The sequence below is a fragment of the Pseudomonas purpurea genome (assembly GCF_039908635.1).
GTDB lineage: Bacteria > Pseudomonadota > Gammaproteobacteria > Pseudomonadales > Pseudomonadaceae > Aquipseudomonas > Aquipseudomonas purpurea.
The window spans coordinates 5,687,827-5,704,126 of sequence record NZ_CP150918.1; the positions used below are offsets into that span (position 1 = coordinate 5,687,827).

The window sequence follows — 16,300 nt, forward strand, 5'->3', positions numbered from 1 at the left end:
GAACGCCGCCCGGCCCGCTCCCACATTTGATCGTTGTCGAACACAAAATCTGTGTTCGCTGAAGATCTAATGTGAGAGCGGGCTTGCTCGCGAATGGCTCTAAAGAACACCACAACACTCAGATTCGCCAAAACGGCTTCAGGCCCTCCTCCCGCGCCTGCTCACGGCTCAAGCCAATGTCGTCCAACTGCTCGGGCGTCAACTCCAGCAAGGCCTTGCGGGTATGCAGGCGATGCCACAACAGGGCCCAGCGGCTCAGACCGGGCGGGGCGTTGCGAGCGCAGGTCGCGCTGGAGCCCTTGCCCTGTCCTGCCACCAGTTCCTGACTGTGTAGCGTCAGCCGCACATCGCTCAAGCCGTTCATTTTTGTCGCTCCTGTTTACTTGGATAACCAGAGCTTCCATGATGCGCGGACGTCAAAAAGCATTACAGATTCAAAGAGACTGCATTATTTCCATACAGATTCTCGCCTGCTGTTCTGAATCATCGGTTTTGACTTCATCTGTACTGGTTTCCTGATTCCACTTGCCGAGGCAGTACCATGACGCTCTACGTGAACCTCGCCGAATTGCTCGGCACACGCATCGAACAGGGCTTCTACCGCCCCGGCGACCGACTGCCGTCGGTGCGGGCGCTGAGCGTTGAACACGGGGTCAGCCTGAGCACGGTGCAGCAGGGGCCTATCGGGTGCTGGAGGACGGCGGGCTGGCGACGCCGAAACCGAAATCCGGTTACTTCGTACCGGTCGGGCGCGAGCTGCCGGACCTGCCGGTCATTGGCCGGCCGGCCCAGCGCCCGGTGGACATTTCCCAGTGGGACCAAGTGCTGGAGCTGATCCGCGCCGTACCACGCAAGGACGTGGTGCAACTGGGCCGCGGCATGCCGGACATCACCACGCCAACCATGAAACCGCTGCTGCGCGGCCTGGCACGGATCAGTCGACGCCTGGACATGCCCGGCCTGTATTACGACAACATCTACGGCACCCTCGAACTGCGTGAACAACTGGTGCGCCTGCTGCTGGACTCCGGCTGCCAACTGGGCGTCAACGATCTGATCATCACCACCGGTTGCCATGAAGCGCTGTCCACCAGCATCCGCGCCACGTGCGAGCAGGGCGACATCGTTGCCGTCGACTCGCCCAGCTTTCACGGCGCCATGCAGACCCTCAAGGGCCTGGGCATGAAAGCCCTGGAAATCCCCACCGACCCGCTCACCGGAATCAGCCTCGATGCCCTTGAACTGGCCCTGGAACAGTGGCCGATCAAGGCCATACAGTTGACCCCCAACTGCAATAACCCGCTGGGCTACATCATGCCGGAGTCGCGAAAACGTGCGCTCTTGAGCCTGGCACAGCGGTTTGACGTAGCGATCATCGAAGACGATGTGTATGGCGAACTGGCGTACAGCTACCCGCGTCCGCGCACGATCAAGTCTTTCGACGAGGACGGTCGCGTGTTGCTCTGCAGTTCGTTTTCCAAGACCCTGGCCCCCGGTTTGCGCATTGGCTGGGTCGCGCCGGGCCGGTATCTGGAACGGGTGCTGCACATGAAATACATCAGCACCGGCTCCACCGCGCCGCAGCCGCAAATCGCCATCGCCGAATTTCTCAAAGGCGGGCATTTCGAGCCTCATTTGCGGCGGATGCGCACCCAATACCAACGCAATCGTGACTTGATGATCGACTGGGTCAGCCGTTATTTCCCCGCGGGCACTCGCGCCAGTCGTCCTCAGGGCAGCTTCATGTTGTGGGTCGAGTTGCCGGACGGTTTCGACACCCTCAAGCTCAACCGTGCGCTACACAACCAAGGCGTACAGATTGCGGTGGGCAGTATCTTTTCGGCCTCGGGCAAGTACCGCAATTGCCTGCGCATGAACTACGCTGCCAAACCAACGCCGCAAATCGAAGACGCAGTCCGCAAGGTGGGCGCGGCGGCGATTAAACTGCTGGCCGAAACCCGCGACACGGCGGACTGACCTCTCACCGGAACCCTGCGTCCACATGCCGACATCTGCCGACAATCGGAAGCTTCCTACGTGAGAGCCAGAAAAGACCTGAGCACGCTGTTGCTGCTCACCACCCTGCTCGGCGGCTGCGCTTCTCTCGATGTGCCACACAAGCCGAGCCAGGCCCTACCGGTCTCTGACTCGGCGTTCGGGCGCTCGATCCAGGCCCAGGCCGCGCCCTATCAGGGCCGCTCGGGCTTTCGCCTGTTGCCCAACAGCAGCGAGGCCTTCATGGCCCGTGCCGAGCTGATCCGCAACGCGCAAAGCAGCCTCGACTTGCAGTACTACATCGTCCACGACGGCATCAGCACACGCATGCTGGTGGAGGAACTCCTCAAGGCCGCCGACCGTGGCGTTCGCGTGCGCATCCTGCTCGACGACACCACCAGCGATGGCCTGGACCAGATCATCGCCACCCTCGCCGCTCACCCGAACATCCACATCCGCCTGTTCAACCCCCTGCACCTGGGCCGCAGCACAGGCGTGACGCGGACAATGGGCAGGCTGTTCAACCTGTCGCTGCAACATCGGCGCATGCACAACAAGCTGTGGCTGGCGGACAACAGCGCCGCCATCGTCGGCGGGCGTAACCTGGGGGACGAGTATTTCGATGCCGAGCCCAACCTGAACTTCACCGACATCGACATGCTCGGCATCGGTCCGGTGGCCGAGCAGTTGGGGCACAGCTTCGACCAGTACTGGAACAGCGCCCTGAGCAAACCCATCGATGAGTTCATGTCCTTCCGGCCGACCGCCCAGGACCTGGTAGACACCCGGTTGCGGCTCAAGGAATCGCTGGATGAAACCCGCCAGCAGAACCACGCGCTGTATCGGCAACTGAAGGTCTACCGGACTCATCCACGGATGGACGTCTGGCGCCGCGAACTGATCTGGGCCTGGAACCAGGCCTTGTGGGATGCGCCGAGCAAAGTGCTGGCCAGGAACGAACCGGACCCGCAACTGCTGCTGACCACCCAACTGGCGCCCGAGCTGCAAGGCGTCAGCAAGGAGTTGATCATGATTTCCGCCTATTTCGTCCCCGGCCAGCCGGGGTTGGTCTACCTGACGGGCCGCGCGGATGCCGGGGTGTCGGTGAGCTTGTTGACCAACTCGCTGGAAGCCACCGACGTGCCGGCCGTGCACGGCGGTTACGCGCCGTATCGCAAAGCGTTGCTGGAGCACGGCGTGCGGTTGTTCGAACTGCGCCGGCAACCTGGCGAACATGGCGGCAGCGGCCCGAACCTGTTCCACAGTGCGGCGTCCCGTGGTTCCGACTCCAGCCTGCACAGCAAAGCGATGATTTTCGACCGTCAAAAGGCCTTCATCGGCTCGTTCAATTTCGACCCGCGCTCAGTGCTGTGGAACACCGAAGTCGGGGTGCTGGTGGACAGCCCGGAACTCGCCGAGCGGGTACGCGAGCTGGCGCTGCAAGGCATGGCAGCGCCGCTGAGCTATGAGGTAACGCTGGAAAACGGCCAGCTCGCCTGGGTCACAGAGGACAACGGCACACTGCACACATTGACCAAAGAGCCGGGAAGTTGGTGGCGGCGCTTCAATGCATGGATGAGTACCACCGTGGGCCTGGAGCGGATGTTGTAATCCTGCTCGCGATGACGGCGCAACATTCAACACTGACGTCGACTGTCATTGCGCTATCGCGAGCAGGCCCGCTCCCACAGGGGATGTTGCGTCGTTCAGGGAGCCTGATCCAGAACAGACTCCCTGAAAGAGTTACAGCTTGATCCAGGTTGCCTTCAGCTCGGTGTACTTGTCGAACGCATGCAGCGACTTGTCGCGACCGTTGCCCGACTGCTTGAAGCCACCAAACGGGGCGGTCATGTCGCCGCCGTCGTACTGATTGACCCACACGCTGCCGGCACGCAGTGCCTTGGCGGTCAGGTGCCCCTTGGAGAGGTCCGACGTCCAGACCGCCGCGGCCAGACCATACGGCGTGTCGTTGGCAATCCGGATCGCCTCTTCCACGCTGTCGAAGGCAATCACCGACAGCACCGGGCCAAAGATCTCTTCCTGGGCGATCTTCATCGCATTGCTCACGCCGTCGAAAATCGTTGGCTCGACGTAAGTGCCACCGGTTTCCTGAAGGATGCGCTTGCCACCGACCACCAATTTGGCGCCATCGGCATGGCCGGCCTCAATGTACGACAGCACGGTGTTCATCTGTTGCGTGTCGACCAGCGCACCGACGTTGGTTGCCGGGTCCAGGGGATTGCCGGGCTTCCAGGTTTTCAGCGCCTCGATCACCAGCGGCAGGAAAGTGTCCTTGATCGAACGCTCGACCAGCAGACGGGAACCGGCAGTGCAGACTTCGCCCTGGTTGAAGGCAATGGCGCTGGCCGCAGATTCGGCGGCGGCTTGCAGGTCCGGCGCATCGGCAAACACGATGTTCGGGCTCTTGCCGCCGGCTTCAAGCCAGACGCGCTTCATGTTCGACTCGCCGGAATAGATCAGCAGTTGCTTGGCGATTTTGGTCGAACCGGTGAACACCAGCGTATCGACATCCATGTGCAGGGCCAGCGCCTTGCCGACGGTGTGACCGTAACCCGGCAGCACGTTCAGCACACCTTTCGGGATACCGGCTTCGACGGCCAGCGCGGCAATGCGGATGGCGGTCAGCGGGGATTTTTCGGACGGTTTGAGGATCACCGAGTTACCGGTCGACAGCGCCGGGCCGAGTTTCCAGCAGGCCATCATCAACGGGAAGTTCCACGGCACGATGGCGCCGACCACACCGACCGGCTCACGGGTCACCAGACCCAACTGATCGTGCGGGGTAGCCGCCACCTCGTCGTAGATCTTGTCGATAGCCTCGCCGCTCCAGCTCAGCGCTTGCGCCGCGCCCGGAACGTCGATGTTGAGGGAATCGCTGATCGGCTTGCCCATGTCCAGGGTTTCAAGCAGCGCCAGCTCTTCGGCGTGCTGCTTGAGCAGGCCGGCGAAACGAATCATGGTGGCTTTGCGCTTGGTCGGCGCCAGGCGCGACCAGACGCCGGAGTTGAAGGTAGCGCGGGCGTTTTCCACGGCGCGCTGGGCGTCGGCGGCGTCACAGCTGGCGATCTTGCCGAGCAGACGGCCATCGACCGGGCTGATGCACTCGAAGGTCTCGCCGGAGACGGCAGCGGTGTATTCGCCATTGATGTAGGCACGGCCTTCGACTTTCAGGTCGCGGGCACGTTGTTCCCAGTCGGCACGAGTCAGGGTGGTCATACGAGTGTCCTCCTCTTATTGAATACGAGCACCCCGCGTTCAACGCAGGCGCCCTTCAGGAAATGGGCCCGGCCAGCCTTAAAATCGGCCCAAGGCACTCACCACCCTAAACCAGCGGCCCCTCACGTTTCAATATATTTGACATAACACTGGCAAACAGCCTTGCGATGTTCATTTTAATAAACATAGACTTTGGCCTTTCCAACCACTTGCGCCGCAATCACGGGGGATCAGCAGAATGAACATCCAGGACATCGTCGATTTCAGTCAGGCCCAGACCCAGGCCGAACGCTACCGCCCGGACGTTGCGAAGGTCCTCAAGGGCGACCCGGAGCAAACGCTCTACAACCACTACAACAGCCCTTGTGGGCAAATGAACGCTGGGGTGTGGGAAGGCGAAGTCGGCCAGTGGACGGTGAGCTACACCGAGCACGAATACTGCGAAATCGTGCAGGGCGTTTCCGTTCTGCGTGACGGAAACGGTAACGCGAAGACACTCCGTGCGGGAGATCGTTTTGTAATCCCTGCTGGCTTCCAAGGCACCTGGGAAGTGCTGGAGCCCTGCCGAAAAATCTATGTAGTGTTCGAGCAGAAGCCCTGAAACCGGCCACTTGAGTGCCCCTGAAGCCCGTCCATCGCGACGGGCTTTTTGTTGCCCGGCGCACGCCAGGCAAATATCGGGACACACTCAGACAGGTGATAAAAAACCAGAGTTACTCCAGACTTTTCCCACCCCATCCATGACGGATGGCGGGAGCAAATTCGCTCATTTCAACTATCGCAAGGAAGCAACTTATGACCATCGACCTGAACCAACAGCTGGAAACCGCCAAGCAGTACGTCGGCAAGCAGTACGCCGAGGCTCTGCGCGCAGAACTGTCCGAAAAGACCGGCCTGGTGGTACGACCGATCGGCGCCGGTTTCATCATGACCAAGGACTACAACCCGGCACGCATCAATCTGCTGGTTGAAAACGAAATCATCACCAGTGCCGCGATGGGTAACTGATCCCCCCGTAACCGGAGCGTCCAGCCTGAACACTGACTGACGCAACCCGGTTGCACAGAGCAACACAAAGCGCCCGATGCCCTGCATCGGGCGCTTTGCATTAGGGCCGCCAAGACCATTGCCTGTGGCCAACCTGGCATCCGAGATCTTTCTGCGGCGCAACAAAAAAGGCCCGTATCTTGCGATACGGGCCTTTTTCTTAAGAGGGAAAAATCAATTACTTGATTTTGCCTTCTTTGTAGATCACGTGCTTGCGAACAACCGGATCAAATTTCTTGATCTCGATTTTGTCCGGAGTAGTGCGCTTGTTCTTGTCGGTAGTGTAGAAGTGACCAGTACCGGCGCTCGAAATCAAACGAATCAATTCACGCATGATTAGCTCCCTTAGATCTTGCCGGCTTTGCGGATTTCGGCCAGCACGACAGTGATGCCACGCTTGTCGATGATACGCATGCCTTTGGCAGATACGCGCAGACGCACGAAACGTTTCTCTTCTTCAACCCAGAAGCGGTGATGCTGCAGGTTCGGCAGGAAACGACGACGGGTTTTGTTGTTTGCGTGGGAAATGTTATTCCCAGTCACCGGACCCTTACCGGTAACTTGACATACTCTCGACATGCCTCAGCCCTCTAAAACCACATGCCCAACCCGGCATGGGTTGGCCGCTTAATCTCTCAGTCATTTGGCGCCAGGCGCCGCGTTTCTTTAGAGGTCTTACCGGCTACACCTACAGTGAAGGAACCGGGCCCCTAGAAAAGAGCGCTGCTTTATACCAGAAAGACCCGATAGCAACAACAGTCAGTGTGAACGGACTTTGCGAAATACCCGATTTTCCTGGCTCGAACGCTTTAGCAAAAGGCTGCCAATGGCAGCGACCGCTCGTCGCAGAACAACCGCGATCAACCTGATCAAGCCAGGCCAGTCGCGCAAATCTGCCACAAACCCTGGCGTCCCAACACCGTAAACAGAACCTTTTCGACAAAAAATCCGAGCCTTTTTGCCTTTGGAAAACCTTCTGCCTGGCACTTTGACCCTAGCAAACAACACACAACCTCAGCCATAAACTGAAAAAAGGGGATAGTCATTTGCAAAAGAGGCCACTAGGGTAACCCTTTTCCAGACTGCACTCGCAGATGGCCCTTCGATCTGCAAAGGAAACTCACACAATGCGCCTCGCTGCCCTCCCGTTGTTGCTTGCCCCTCTCCTGCTGAGCCCGCTGGCCCAGGCGGCCGCCCTGAGCGTCTGCACCGAGGCCAGCCCGGAAGGGTTCGATGTCGTTCAATACAACTCGCTGACCACCACCAACGCCTCGGCAGACGTGTTGATGAACCGGCTGGTGGACTTCGACACTACCAGCGGCAAAGTCGTCCCCAGCCTGGCCGACAGCTGGGACGTCTCGGCAGATGGCCTGACCTACGTCTTCACGCTGCACCCGCAGGTGAAATTCCATCGCACCGAGTACTTCAACCCCACGCGCACCCTGACGGCCGAAGACGTGAAGTTCAGTTTCGACCGGATGCTCGACCCGGCGCACCCGTGGCACAAAATTGCGCAAAGCGGCTTTCCTCATGCCCAGTCTATGCAATTGCCCGCGCTGATCAAGAAAATTGACGCCATCGACCCGCTGACCGTGCGCTTTACGCTCGACCACCCGGACTCGACCTTCCTCGCCACCCTGAGCATGGGCTTTGCCTCAATCTACTCCGCCGAGTATGCCGACCAGTTGCTCAAGGCCGGCACCCCGGAGAAGCTCAACAGCCAGCCGATCGGCAGCGGCCCGTTCATTTTCGGGCGTTTCCAGAAGGACGCGTCGATTCGCTACAAGGCCAACCGTGACTACTTCGCCGGCAGACCGGCCATCGACAGCCTGGTGTTCGCGATCACCCCCGACGCCAACGTGCGCCTGCAAAAACTACGGCGCAACGAGTGCCAGATTGCGCTCTCGCCCAAACCGCTGGATGTTCAGGCTGCCGCCCAGGAGCCGACCCTCAAGATCGAAAGCACGCCGGCCTTCATGACCGCGTTCGTGGCGATCAACAGCCAGCATCCGCCACTGGATAAACCCGAGGTGCGCCAGGCGATCAACCTGGCGTTCGACAAGGCCAGCTACCTCAAGGCCGTGTTCGAAGACACCGCCGAGGCCGCCAATGGCCCGTACCCGCCTAACACCTGGAGTTACGCCAAGGACCTGCCGGGCTATCCGAAAGACATCGCCAAGGCTCGGGCGCTGCTGGCCAAGGCCGGGCTCAAGGACGGTTTCAAAACCACCATTTGGACCCGCCCTTCCGGCAGCCTGCTCAATCCCAACCCAAGCCTTGGCGCCCAACTGTTGCAGGCCGATCTGGCCGAAATCGGCATTCAAGCGGAAATCCGCGTGATCGAATGGGGCGAACTGATCCGTCGCGCCAAGGCCGGCGAGCACGACTTGTTGTTCATGGGCTGGGCCGGCGACAACGGTGACCCGGATAACTTCCTCACGCCGCAGTTCTCTTGCGCAGCGGTCAAGTCCGGGACCAACTTCGCCCGCTACTGCGACCAGGGCCTGGACAAGCTCATCGGCGCCGGCAAGACCACCACCGAACAAGGTGTACGCAGCAAGCTCTACGAGCAGGCTCAGGCGCAGATCCAGCAACAGGCACTGTGGCTGCCGCTGGCCCACCCAACGGCCTATGCGCTAACGCGCAAGGACGTTCAGGGCTATCAGGTCAGCCCGTTCGGGCGTCAGGACTTTTCCAAAGTCAGCCTCAAGTAATAGCGTCACCGCAAAACCCTGTGGGAGCGAGCTTGCTCGCTCCCACCTGGATTTACTTAGCTGCGCTACCCCGCTCACATCCACCCATATTCGACCATCGACAACGGGTCACCGTCGCCGACGATAAGATGGTCGAGCACCCGCACATCCACCAGGTCCAGCGCCTTTTGCAAGCGCTTGGTCAGCGCTCGATCGGCCTGACTCGGCTCGGTGTTGCCCGAAGGGTGGTTGTGACACAGGATCAGTGCCGCCGCGTTGTGTGCCAGCGCTCGCTTGACCACCTGCCGGGGGTAGACACTGGCGGTGTCGATGGAGCCGCGAAACAGCGTCTCGAAGGCCAGCACCCGGTGCTTGGAGTCCAGGAACAGGCAACCGAACACCTCGTGCGGCTCGTGGCGCAGCATCGACTTCAGGTAATCACGAACAGCCCGGGGATTTTCCAGCACCGACTTCTGGCGCGAGTGTTCAGCCAAATGCCGTCTGCCCATTTCCTGGGCCGCTTGCAACTGAGCGAATTTCGCGGGTCCGAGCCCTAACTGTTTGCTGAATGTTTTTTGATCGGCCTCCAGCAGCGAACGCAGGCTGCCAAACTGACTCAACAAGTGTCGCGCCAGATCTACCGCGCTTTTGCCCGAGACACCGGTACGTAAAAAAATCGCCAGCAGCTCGGCATCCGAAAGACTCGCCGCGCCCAGCTCCAGTAACCTCTCCCGCGGCCGTTCCGCCGCCGGCCAATCGCGAATGCTCATAGCACCTCCATGTCTGTGTGCGCCGCTGTTCCATAGCGGTCGCTGTGATATCGTAGCCCATCAATTTTGCGGGCGATTTCATCCCTGGGGAGGGGGTCTCGCCATGCAGTCATCAACGAAATGAAAGGCAGACCTATGCAGCGGCTGTATCGGAAACGCATTGTTCTGGGCGTCGGCGGCGGCATTGCCGCCTACAAGAGCGCCGAGCTGGTTCGCCGACTGATCGACCAGGGCGCCGAAGTGCGCGTAGTCATGACCCGTGGCGGCAGCGAGTTCATCACCCCGCTGACCATGCAGGCGCTGTCCGGGCACCCCGTGCACCTGGACCTGCTGGACCCGGCGGCCGAAGCCGCGATGGGCCACATCGAACTGGCCAAATGGGCCGACCTGGTGCTGATCGCCCCGGCCACCGCCGACCTGATCGCGCGCTTGGCCCAAGGCATCGCCAACGACCTGCTGACCACCCTCGTGCTGGCCACCGACGCCACCGTGGCGCTGGCACCGGCCATGAACCAGGCCATGTGGCGCGACCCGGCGACCCAGGCCAACACCCAATTGCTCGAAAGCCGTGGCATGAAAGTCTTCGGCCCGGCATCTGGCAGCCAGGCCTGCGGCGACGTCGGCATGGGCCGCATGCTTGAAGCCGATGACCTGGCGCAGTGCGCTGCCGACTGCTTCCAGCGCCAGGCGCTGACCGGCAAACACGTGCTGATCACGGCCGGCCCGACCCAGGAAAACATCGACCCGGTGCGCTACATCACCAACCACAGCTCCGGAAAAATGGGCTTTGCCCTGGCCGAAGCCGCGGTTGAAGCCGGCGCCCGCGTCACCCTGATCACCGGCCCGGTGCATTTGCCGACCCCGGATCGCGTCACCCGGATCGACGTGGTCAGCGCCCGCGACATGCTCGCCGCTTGCGAAGCCGCGATCCCGTGCGACCTGTTCATCGCCTCCGCTGCGGTCGCTGATTACCGCCCGGAAGTCATCGCCCCACAGAAACTCAAGAAAGACCCTACGAACGGCGACGGCCTGTTGCTGCAAATGGTCCGCAACCCGGACATTCTGGCGACCATTGCCACTCGCCCCGACCGTCCGTTCAGTGTCGGTTTCGCCGCCGAAACCGAACACCTGCTCGACTACGCTGCCCGTAAACTGAAAGACAAAAACCTCGACCTGATCGTCGCCAACGACGTGGCCAACCCGAGCATTGGCTTCAACAGCGAGGAAAACGCTTGCAGCGTGATCGACCGTGAATTGCACGCAACACTCTTTGCCCAGACCAGCAAAGGCAAAATTGCCCGCCAGCTGATCACTTTTATCGCCGAACGTCTGAACCAGGTTTAACTCGCATGCACGCTCTACAAGCCAAGATCCTCGACCCACGCATCGGCAGCGAATTCCCGCTGCCACAGTACGCCACGCCAGGTTCCGCCGGCCTCGACCTGCGGGCGATGCTGGAACAGGACACCGTCATCAAGCCGGGCGAGACCCTGCTGATCCCCACCGGCCTGTCGGTGTACATCGGCGACCCGGGCCTTGCCGCCCTGATCCTGCCGCGCTCGGGCCTGGGCCATAAGCACGGCATCGTGCTGGGCAACCTGGTCGGCCTGATCGACTCCGATTACCAGGGCCCGCTGATGGTGTCGTGCTGGAACCGCGGCCAGACCGACTTCAACATCGTGGTCGGCGAGCGCCTGGCCCAACTGGTGCTGGTGCCGGTGGTTCAGGCGCACTTCGAACTGGTCGAAGAATTCGACGAAACCCAGCGCGGCACTGGTGGTTTCGGCCACTCGGGTAGCCACTGATCCAACAGAAAACCCTGTGGCGAGCGAGCTTGCTCGCGCTGGGCTGCGTAGCAGCCCCAAAACGCTGTAAGTCATTACCGGTTTTGTGAGTGCTGCGCACTCAAGCGCGAGCAAGCTCCCTCACCACAAGCGCTCTATATGCTCGAAATTGCACAGTCGTCATCTGGAAGGTTTACCACTGAATATCAAGGGATTGGCGGACCAAATGCGCGCCGATGCCGCGGTCATGGCCTTTGCACACCACGAACTCTCTGTCGAAAACACCGTCATACCCTTCAGTTTGAGCCTGCCGACGAGCCATTCGCCGGTCCGTCCAGCACCCTTTCAGATGGAGCACTCTCAGTCATGAGCAACGCCGCCAAAGTCGCACCCCGATTCCCCGACAGCATCTTTCGCGCCTACGACATTCGTGGCGTGGTCCCGGAAACGCTGACCGCTGAAACCGCTTACTGGATCGGTCGCGCCATTGGCGCCGAAACCCTCGCCCAGCACGAGCCGAACATTTCTGTTGGCCGTGACGGCCGCCTGTCCGGCCCGGAACTGGTCGAACAACTGATTCAGGGGCTTTACGACGCCGGCTGCCACGTCAGCGATGTCGGCCTGGTGCCGACCCCCGCGCTCTACTACGCCGCCAACGTCCTGGCCGGCAAGTCCGGGGTGATGCTCACCGGCAGCCATAACCCGTCGAACTACAACGGTTTCAAAATCGTCATTGCCGGCGACACCCTGGCCAATGAACAGATCCTGGCGCTGCATGAACGCCTGAAAACCAACAACCTGAGCAGCGGCAAGGGCAGCATCACCAAGGTCGAGATCCTCGATCGCTACACCACCGAAATCGTTCAGGACATCAAACTCGCCCGCCGCCTGAAAGTGGTGGTCGATTGCGGTAATGGCGCGGCCGGCGTGATCGCCCCCCAACTGATCGCCGCGCTGAACTGCGAAGTCATCCCGCTGTTTTGCGAAGTCGATGGCAACTTCCCCAATCACCACCCGGACCCTGGCAAGCCCGAGAACCTGGTGGACCTGATCGCCAAGGTCAAGGAAACCAACGCCGACCTCGGCCTGGCCTTCGACGGCGACGGCGACCGCGTGGGCGTGGTGACCAACACCGGCAGCATCGTCTTCCCGGACCGCCTGCTGATGCTGTTCGCCAAGGATGTGGTGGCGCGCAACCCGGACGCAGAAATCATCTTCGACGTCAAATGCACCCGCCGCCTGACCCCGCTGATCAAGGAATATGGCGGCCGTCCACTAATGTGGAAAACTGGTCACTCGTTGATCAAGAAGAAGATGAAACAAACCGGCGCCCTGCTCGCGGGGGAAATGAGCGGGCACATCTTCTTCAAGGAGCGCTGGTTCGGTTTCGACGACGGTATTTACAGCGCCGCTCGTCTGCTGGAGATCCTCAGCCAGGAGAAATCCAGCTGCGAAGCGTTGTTCGCAACCTTCCCGAACGATATTTCTACGCCTGAAATCAATATCCATGTGACCGAAGAGAGCAAATTCAGCATCATTGATGCACTGCACGACGCGCAGTGGGGCCAAGGCGCCGACCTGACCACCATTGACGGTGTGCGCGTCGACTACGCCGAAGGCTGGGGCCTGGTTCGCGCCTCCAACACCACACCGGTGCTGGTGCTGCGCTTCGAGGCTGACAACGAGGCCCAACTGCAGCGCATCAAGGATGTGTTCCACGCCCAACTGAAACGTGTTGCACCTGATCTCCAACTACCGTTTTGATCTGATCCACCGGAGCCCTAATGACCCTCGAACGCGATGCCGCCTCCAACGTAGCCAAGGTTTTGTCCGAAGCACTGCCCTACATCCGACGTTTTGTCGGCAAAACGCTGGTCATCAAATACGGCGGCAACGCCATGGAAAGCGACGAGCTGAAAACCGGCTTCGCCCGCGACATCGTGCTGATGAAAGCTGTCGGGATCAACCCGGTGGTGGTACACGGTGGCGGCCCGCAAATCGGTGACCTGCTCAAGCGACTGTCGATCGAAAGCCACTTCATCGATGGCATGCGTGTCACTGACGCACAAACCATGGACGTGGTGGAAATGGTCCTCGGTGGCCAGGTAAACAAGGACATCGTCAACCTGATCAACCGCCACGGCGGCAGCGCCATCGGCCTGACCGGCAAGGACGCGGAGCTGATTCGTGCGAAGAAGCTCACCGTCACCCGTCAGACACCCGAGATGACCACCCCGGAAATCATCGACATCGGCCATGTGGGCGAAGTGGTCGGGATCAATACCGACCTGCTGAACATGCTGGTCAAAGGTGACTTCATCCCGGTGATCGCGCCTATCGGCGTTGGTGCCAACGGCGAGTCATACAACATCAACGCCGACCTGGTGGCCGGCAAGGTGGCCGAAGCGCTGAAAGCCGAGAAGCTGATGCTGCTGACCAACATTGCCGGTTTGATGGACAAGTCGGGCAAGGTCCTGACGGGCCTGACCACCGCGCAGGTCGACGAACTGATTGCTGACGGCACCATTTACGGCGGCATGCTGCCCAAGATCCGCTGCGCACTGGAAGCGGTACAAGGCGGCGTGACCACCTCGCACATCATCGACGGTCGCGTGCCGAACGCGGTGCTGCTGGAAATCTTCACCGACACCGGCGTGGGCACCCTGATCAGCAACCACAAGCCTCACTGATCTCACCCGCCACACTGAACATCGCCCGCCAGGTTCCCGACCTGGCGGGCGATGTTCGTTTCCCCCTGTAGTTTTCCTCCTGCCGAATGCGAAAAGCACAGAACCGTCCTGCACGAGCAACGGAAATGCCTGACATCGCGAGCCCGGCAATCCTCATAGGATCGACCTGAAACCCACAGGAGATTCCTCATGCAAAAAGACTACGTCCCCTACGGCAGCGATGTTTCAGCAGGCACTTACGAGTGCGTGGACTGCGGTCATCATTACTCCAACCAGGCCAAAACCTCGATGCCGCCCTGCCCGGCGTTCAAGTCGACCCCGCACACCCGCCATGGCTGGAAGATCCTCACCGGCCAGGGCGACGCCGTGAAAGACCCCTACCCAAACAAACCCACCCGATAACCGCGGGGCGCCGTCCATGCAGATTTCCTTCACGATTGATGCCCAGGCCTTCAACCAGGAACAAAAAGAACCGATCAAAAAGACCCTTCGTATCGACGATCACGAAATTGCCCACGCACTGGAGAGAATCGCCAAGGCCAGCCTGACCGAATACCTGAAAATGCTGGTGGAGGGCGGGATGCCCAGCCGTGCCGACGAGGCGAAGCAGGATCGACTGCTGTACTTGATCCAGAGCTATTTCGGGCAAACATTGCCCACCGAGTCGCAGATATCGACTATTTTCCAGCTCACCCAGAGCCAGAGCAAAACCTTGTTGAAAAACACGGTTTCACGCTTCAGGAACCAGCTCGATGAAATTCTGCGCCACAGCATGAGTGCGGTGATCCAGTCGGCGGAGCATGCACAGACGGTCTATCTGGTGGTCATTCATTCGGACGTCATCCGCGACGAACTGAACATGCTGATTACCCAGAATGAGCCGACCTTCAAACCCATCACCAAGCGTAAAGGCAGCGCCGGGCAATTTGAAATCAGCGAAGACTCCCACAATCTGCTGTGCGCGACGCTGGGGCTCAATGCCGTTCAGTGACATGGTCGCGACCAGCGGGCTGCTGCTGACACTGACCACCTTCATGTTCAACCTGGCGTGGCCCAGGCTGCATGAAGCGCTGGAACTGGATGAGTACGTGACAGGCCTTCAAGCTCGAAAACGCAGCCGGGAAAAGGCACGCAGCGCGCTGTTCTCGATTGCGTTGCCTTTTCTGACGGCATTCACGGCACTGTTTTACGTCAACCTGCCCGGCGCGCTGCGCATTGTTCACGGCAGCAGCTTCGATCTCTGGGATTTCGATGTGACACAGACGCTGTACGTCATGCTGACGTGCACACTGATTTTATTTGCGGTGCATTTCGGATGGCTGACGGCTCGACTGGCCGCCAAATGGAGAAAACTGGCTTGAACACAAAAGAAAAGGCCCTGTGAGAACAGGGCCTTTGATTCAGATGCCGTATTGCGCGCGGTAGGCTTCAACCGCCGGCAGGTGCTGCTTGAGTTCGGGGTCGTCGGCCAGAAATTGCAGGACCTGAGTCAGCGAAACAATGCTGACCACCGGGATACCGAAGTCGCGCTCGACTTCCTGGATCGCCGATAGCTCGCCATTGCCGCGCTCCTGACGGTTCAGCGCGATCAACACGCCCGCCGCCTTGGCGCCGTCCTGGGAAGCGATGATCTGCATCACTTCACGAATGGCGGTGCCCGCGGTGATCACGTCGTCGATGATCAGCACTTCGCCGGTCAGCGGTGCGCCAACCAGGCTGCCGCCTTCGCCATGGGCCTTGGCTTCCTTGCGGTTGAAGCACCAAGGCAGGTCACGGTCATGGTGTTCAGCCAACGCCACGGCGGTGGTCGCCGCCAACGGAATGCCTTTGTAGGCCGGGCCGAACAGCACGTCGAAGGGAATGCCGCTCTCGACGATGGCTGCCGCGTAGAAACGCCCCAGCTGCGCCAGCGCCGAGCCCGAGTTGAACAGGCCCGCATTGAAGAAGTAAGGACTGGTGCGCCCGGACTTCAGGGTGAACTCACCGAAGCGCAAAACGCCGCGATCGATGGCAAAACGAATGAAGTCGCGCTGATACGCTTGCATGAAAAAAACCCCAAATACCACGGATTTAGCTAATTAGGT

16 protein-coding genes and 2 pseudogenes are annotated in these 16,300 nt (G+C 60.3%); 12 read left to right on the plus strand and 6 right to left on the minus strand.

Annotated features, from left to right (window positions below):
- Window positions 1–118 precede the first annotated feature (118 nt).
- Window positions 119–364, minus strand: a complete 246-nt coding sequence (locus AABM54_RS25730; RefSeq protein ID WP_347902698.1) for a DUF1127 domain-containing protein — start codon at window positions 362–364, stop codon at window positions 119–121.
- Window positions 365–541: 177 nt separating this feature from the next.
- Here AABM54_RS25730 and AABM54_RS25735 point away from each other — a divergent pair.
- Window positions 542–1,977, plus strand: a pseudogene (locus AABM54_RS25735) (PLP-dependent aminotransferase family protein).
- Between the two features lie 60 nt (window positions 1,978–2,037).
- A complete protein-coding gene (locus tag AABM54_RS25740; protein ID WP_347902699.1) occupies window positions 2,038–3,606 on the plus strand; it encodes a phospholipase D family protein in 1,569 nt (522 codons plus the stop codon).
- 132 nt (window positions 3,607–3,738) lie between these two features.
- On the opposite strand, the gene AABM54_RS25745 is transcribed toward AABM54_RS25740, so the two are convergent.
- Window positions 3,739–5,232, minus strand: coding sequence for an aldehyde dehydrogenase (locus AABM54_RS25745; RefSeq protein ID WP_347902700.1), 1,494 nt, complete (start codon window positions 5,230–5,232; stop codon window positions 3,739–3,741).
- 238 nt (window positions 5,233–5,470) lie between these two features.
- Between AABM54_RS25745 and AABM54_RS25750 the strand changes: the two genes are divergently transcribed.
- Both AABM54_RS25750 and AABM54_RS25755 read left to right on the plus strand, forming a co-directional pair.
- Window positions 5,471–5,833, plus strand: coding sequence for a cupin domain-containing protein (locus AABM54_RS25750; protein WP_347902701.1), 363 nt, complete (start codon window positions 5,471–5,473; stop codon window positions 5,831–5,833).
- A gap of 194 nt (window positions 5,834–6,027) precedes the next feature.
- Entirely contained in the window at window positions 6,028–6,240 is a 213-nt protein-coding gene (locus tag AABM54_RS25755; protein WP_347902702.1) for a hypothetical protein, read from the plus strand.
- A 217-nt stretch (window positions 6,241–6,457) separates the two neighbouring features.
- Here the strand turns inward: AABM54_RS25755 and rpmG are convergent, their stop codons facing one another.
- Together rpmG and rpmB are read right to left on the minus strand one after the other, a co-directional pair.
- Complete coding sequence (gene rpmG, locus AABM54_RS25760; RefSeq protein WP_007894709.1) at window positions 6,458–6,613, minus strand: 50S ribosomal protein L33; 156 nt, start codon at window positions 6,611–6,613, stop codon at window positions 6,458–6,460.
- 11 nt (window positions 6,614–6,624) lie between these two features.
- Complete coding sequence (gene rpmB, locus AABM54_RS25765; protein WP_007894701.1) at window positions 6,625–6,858, minus strand: 50S ribosomal protein L28; 234 nt, start codon at window positions 6,856–6,858, stop codon at window positions 6,625–6,627.
- Window positions 6,859–7,406: 548 nt separating this feature from the next.
- Between rpmB and AABM54_RS25770 the strand changes: the two genes are divergently transcribed.
- A complete protein-coding gene (locus AABM54_RS25770; RefSeq protein WP_347902703.1) occupies window positions 7,407–8,993 on the plus strand; it encodes an ABC transporter substrate-binding protein in 1,587 nt (528 codons plus the stop codon).
- A 74-nt stretch (window positions 8,994–9,067) separates the two neighbouring features.
- On the opposite strand, the gene radC is transcribed toward AABM54_RS25770, so the two are convergent.
- Window positions 9,068–9,742 carry a DNA repair protein RadC gene (gene radC, locus AABM54_RS25775; protein WP_347902704.1) on the minus strand — a complete coding sequence of 225 codons (675 nt, stop codon included), beginning with the start codon at window positions 9,740–9,742 and terminating at the stop codon, window positions 9,068–9,070.
- Window positions 9,743–9,877: 135 nt separating this feature from the next.
- Here radC and coaBC point away from each other — a divergent pair, with 135 nt between their 5' ends.
- The 7 genes and pseudogenes from coaBC to AABM54_RS25810 all read left to right on the plus strand — a co-directional run bounded on the left by coaBC (window position 9,878) and on the right by AABM54_RS25810 (window position 15,577).
- Window positions 9,878–11,086: a bifunctional phosphopantothenoylcysteine decarboxylase/phosphopantothenate--cysteine ligase CoaBC gene (gene coaBC / locus AABM54_RS25780; RefSeq protein WP_347906298.1), complete on the plus strand. Its 1,209-nt coding sequence runs from the start codon at window positions 9,878–9,880 to the stop codon at window positions 11,084–11,086.
- Window positions 11,087–11,091: 5 nt separating this feature from the next.
- The gene (dut, locus tag AABM54_RS25785; protein WP_347902705.1) at window positions 11,092–11,547 is read left to right on the plus strand and encodes a dUTP diphosphatase; all 456 of its coding nucleotides are present in this window, start codon (window positions 11,092–11,094) and stop codon (window positions 11,545–11,547) included.
- A gap of 384 nt (window positions 11,548–11,931) precedes the next feature.
- Window positions 11,932–13,290, plus strand: a pseudogene (locus AABM54_RS25790) (phosphomannomutase/phosphoglucomutase); the annotation flags it as partial.
- A gap of 20 nt (window positions 13,291–13,310) precedes the next feature.
- The gene (argB, locus tag AABM54_RS25795; RefSeq protein ID WP_347902706.1) at window positions 13,311–14,216 is read left to right on the plus strand and encodes an acetylglutamate kinase; all 906 of its coding nucleotides are present in this window, start codon (window positions 13,311–13,313) and stop codon (window positions 14,214–14,216) included.
- A 189-nt stretch (window positions 14,217–14,405) separates the two neighbouring features.
- Window positions 14,406–14,618, plus strand: a complete 213-nt coding sequence (locus AABM54_RS25800) for a hypothetical protein (RefSeq protein ID WP_347902707.1) — start codon at window positions 14,406–14,408, stop codon at window positions 14,616–14,618.
- A gap of 16 nt (window positions 14,619–14,634) precedes the next feature.
- Entirely contained in the window at window positions 14,635–15,207 is a 573-nt protein-coding gene (locus tag AABM54_RS25805) for a hypothetical protein (RefSeq protein ID WP_347902708.1), read from the plus strand.
- A gap of 43 nt (window positions 15,208–15,250) precedes the next feature.
- Window positions 15,251–15,577 carry a hypothetical protein gene (locus tag AABM54_RS25810; protein ID WP_347902709.1) on the plus strand — a complete coding sequence of 109 codons (327 nt, stop codon included), beginning with the start codon at window positions 15,251–15,253 and terminating at the stop codon, window positions 15,575–15,577.
- Window positions 15,578–15,616: 39 nt separating this feature from the next.
- Here AABM54_RS25810 and pyrE read toward each other — a convergent pair whose 3' ends face one another.
- Entirely contained in the window at window positions 15,617–16,261 is a 645-nt protein-coding gene (pyrE, locus tag AABM54_RS25815; protein WP_347902710.1) for an orotate phosphoribosyltransferase, read from the minus strand.
- Window positions 16,262–16,300 lie beyond the last annotated feature (39 nt).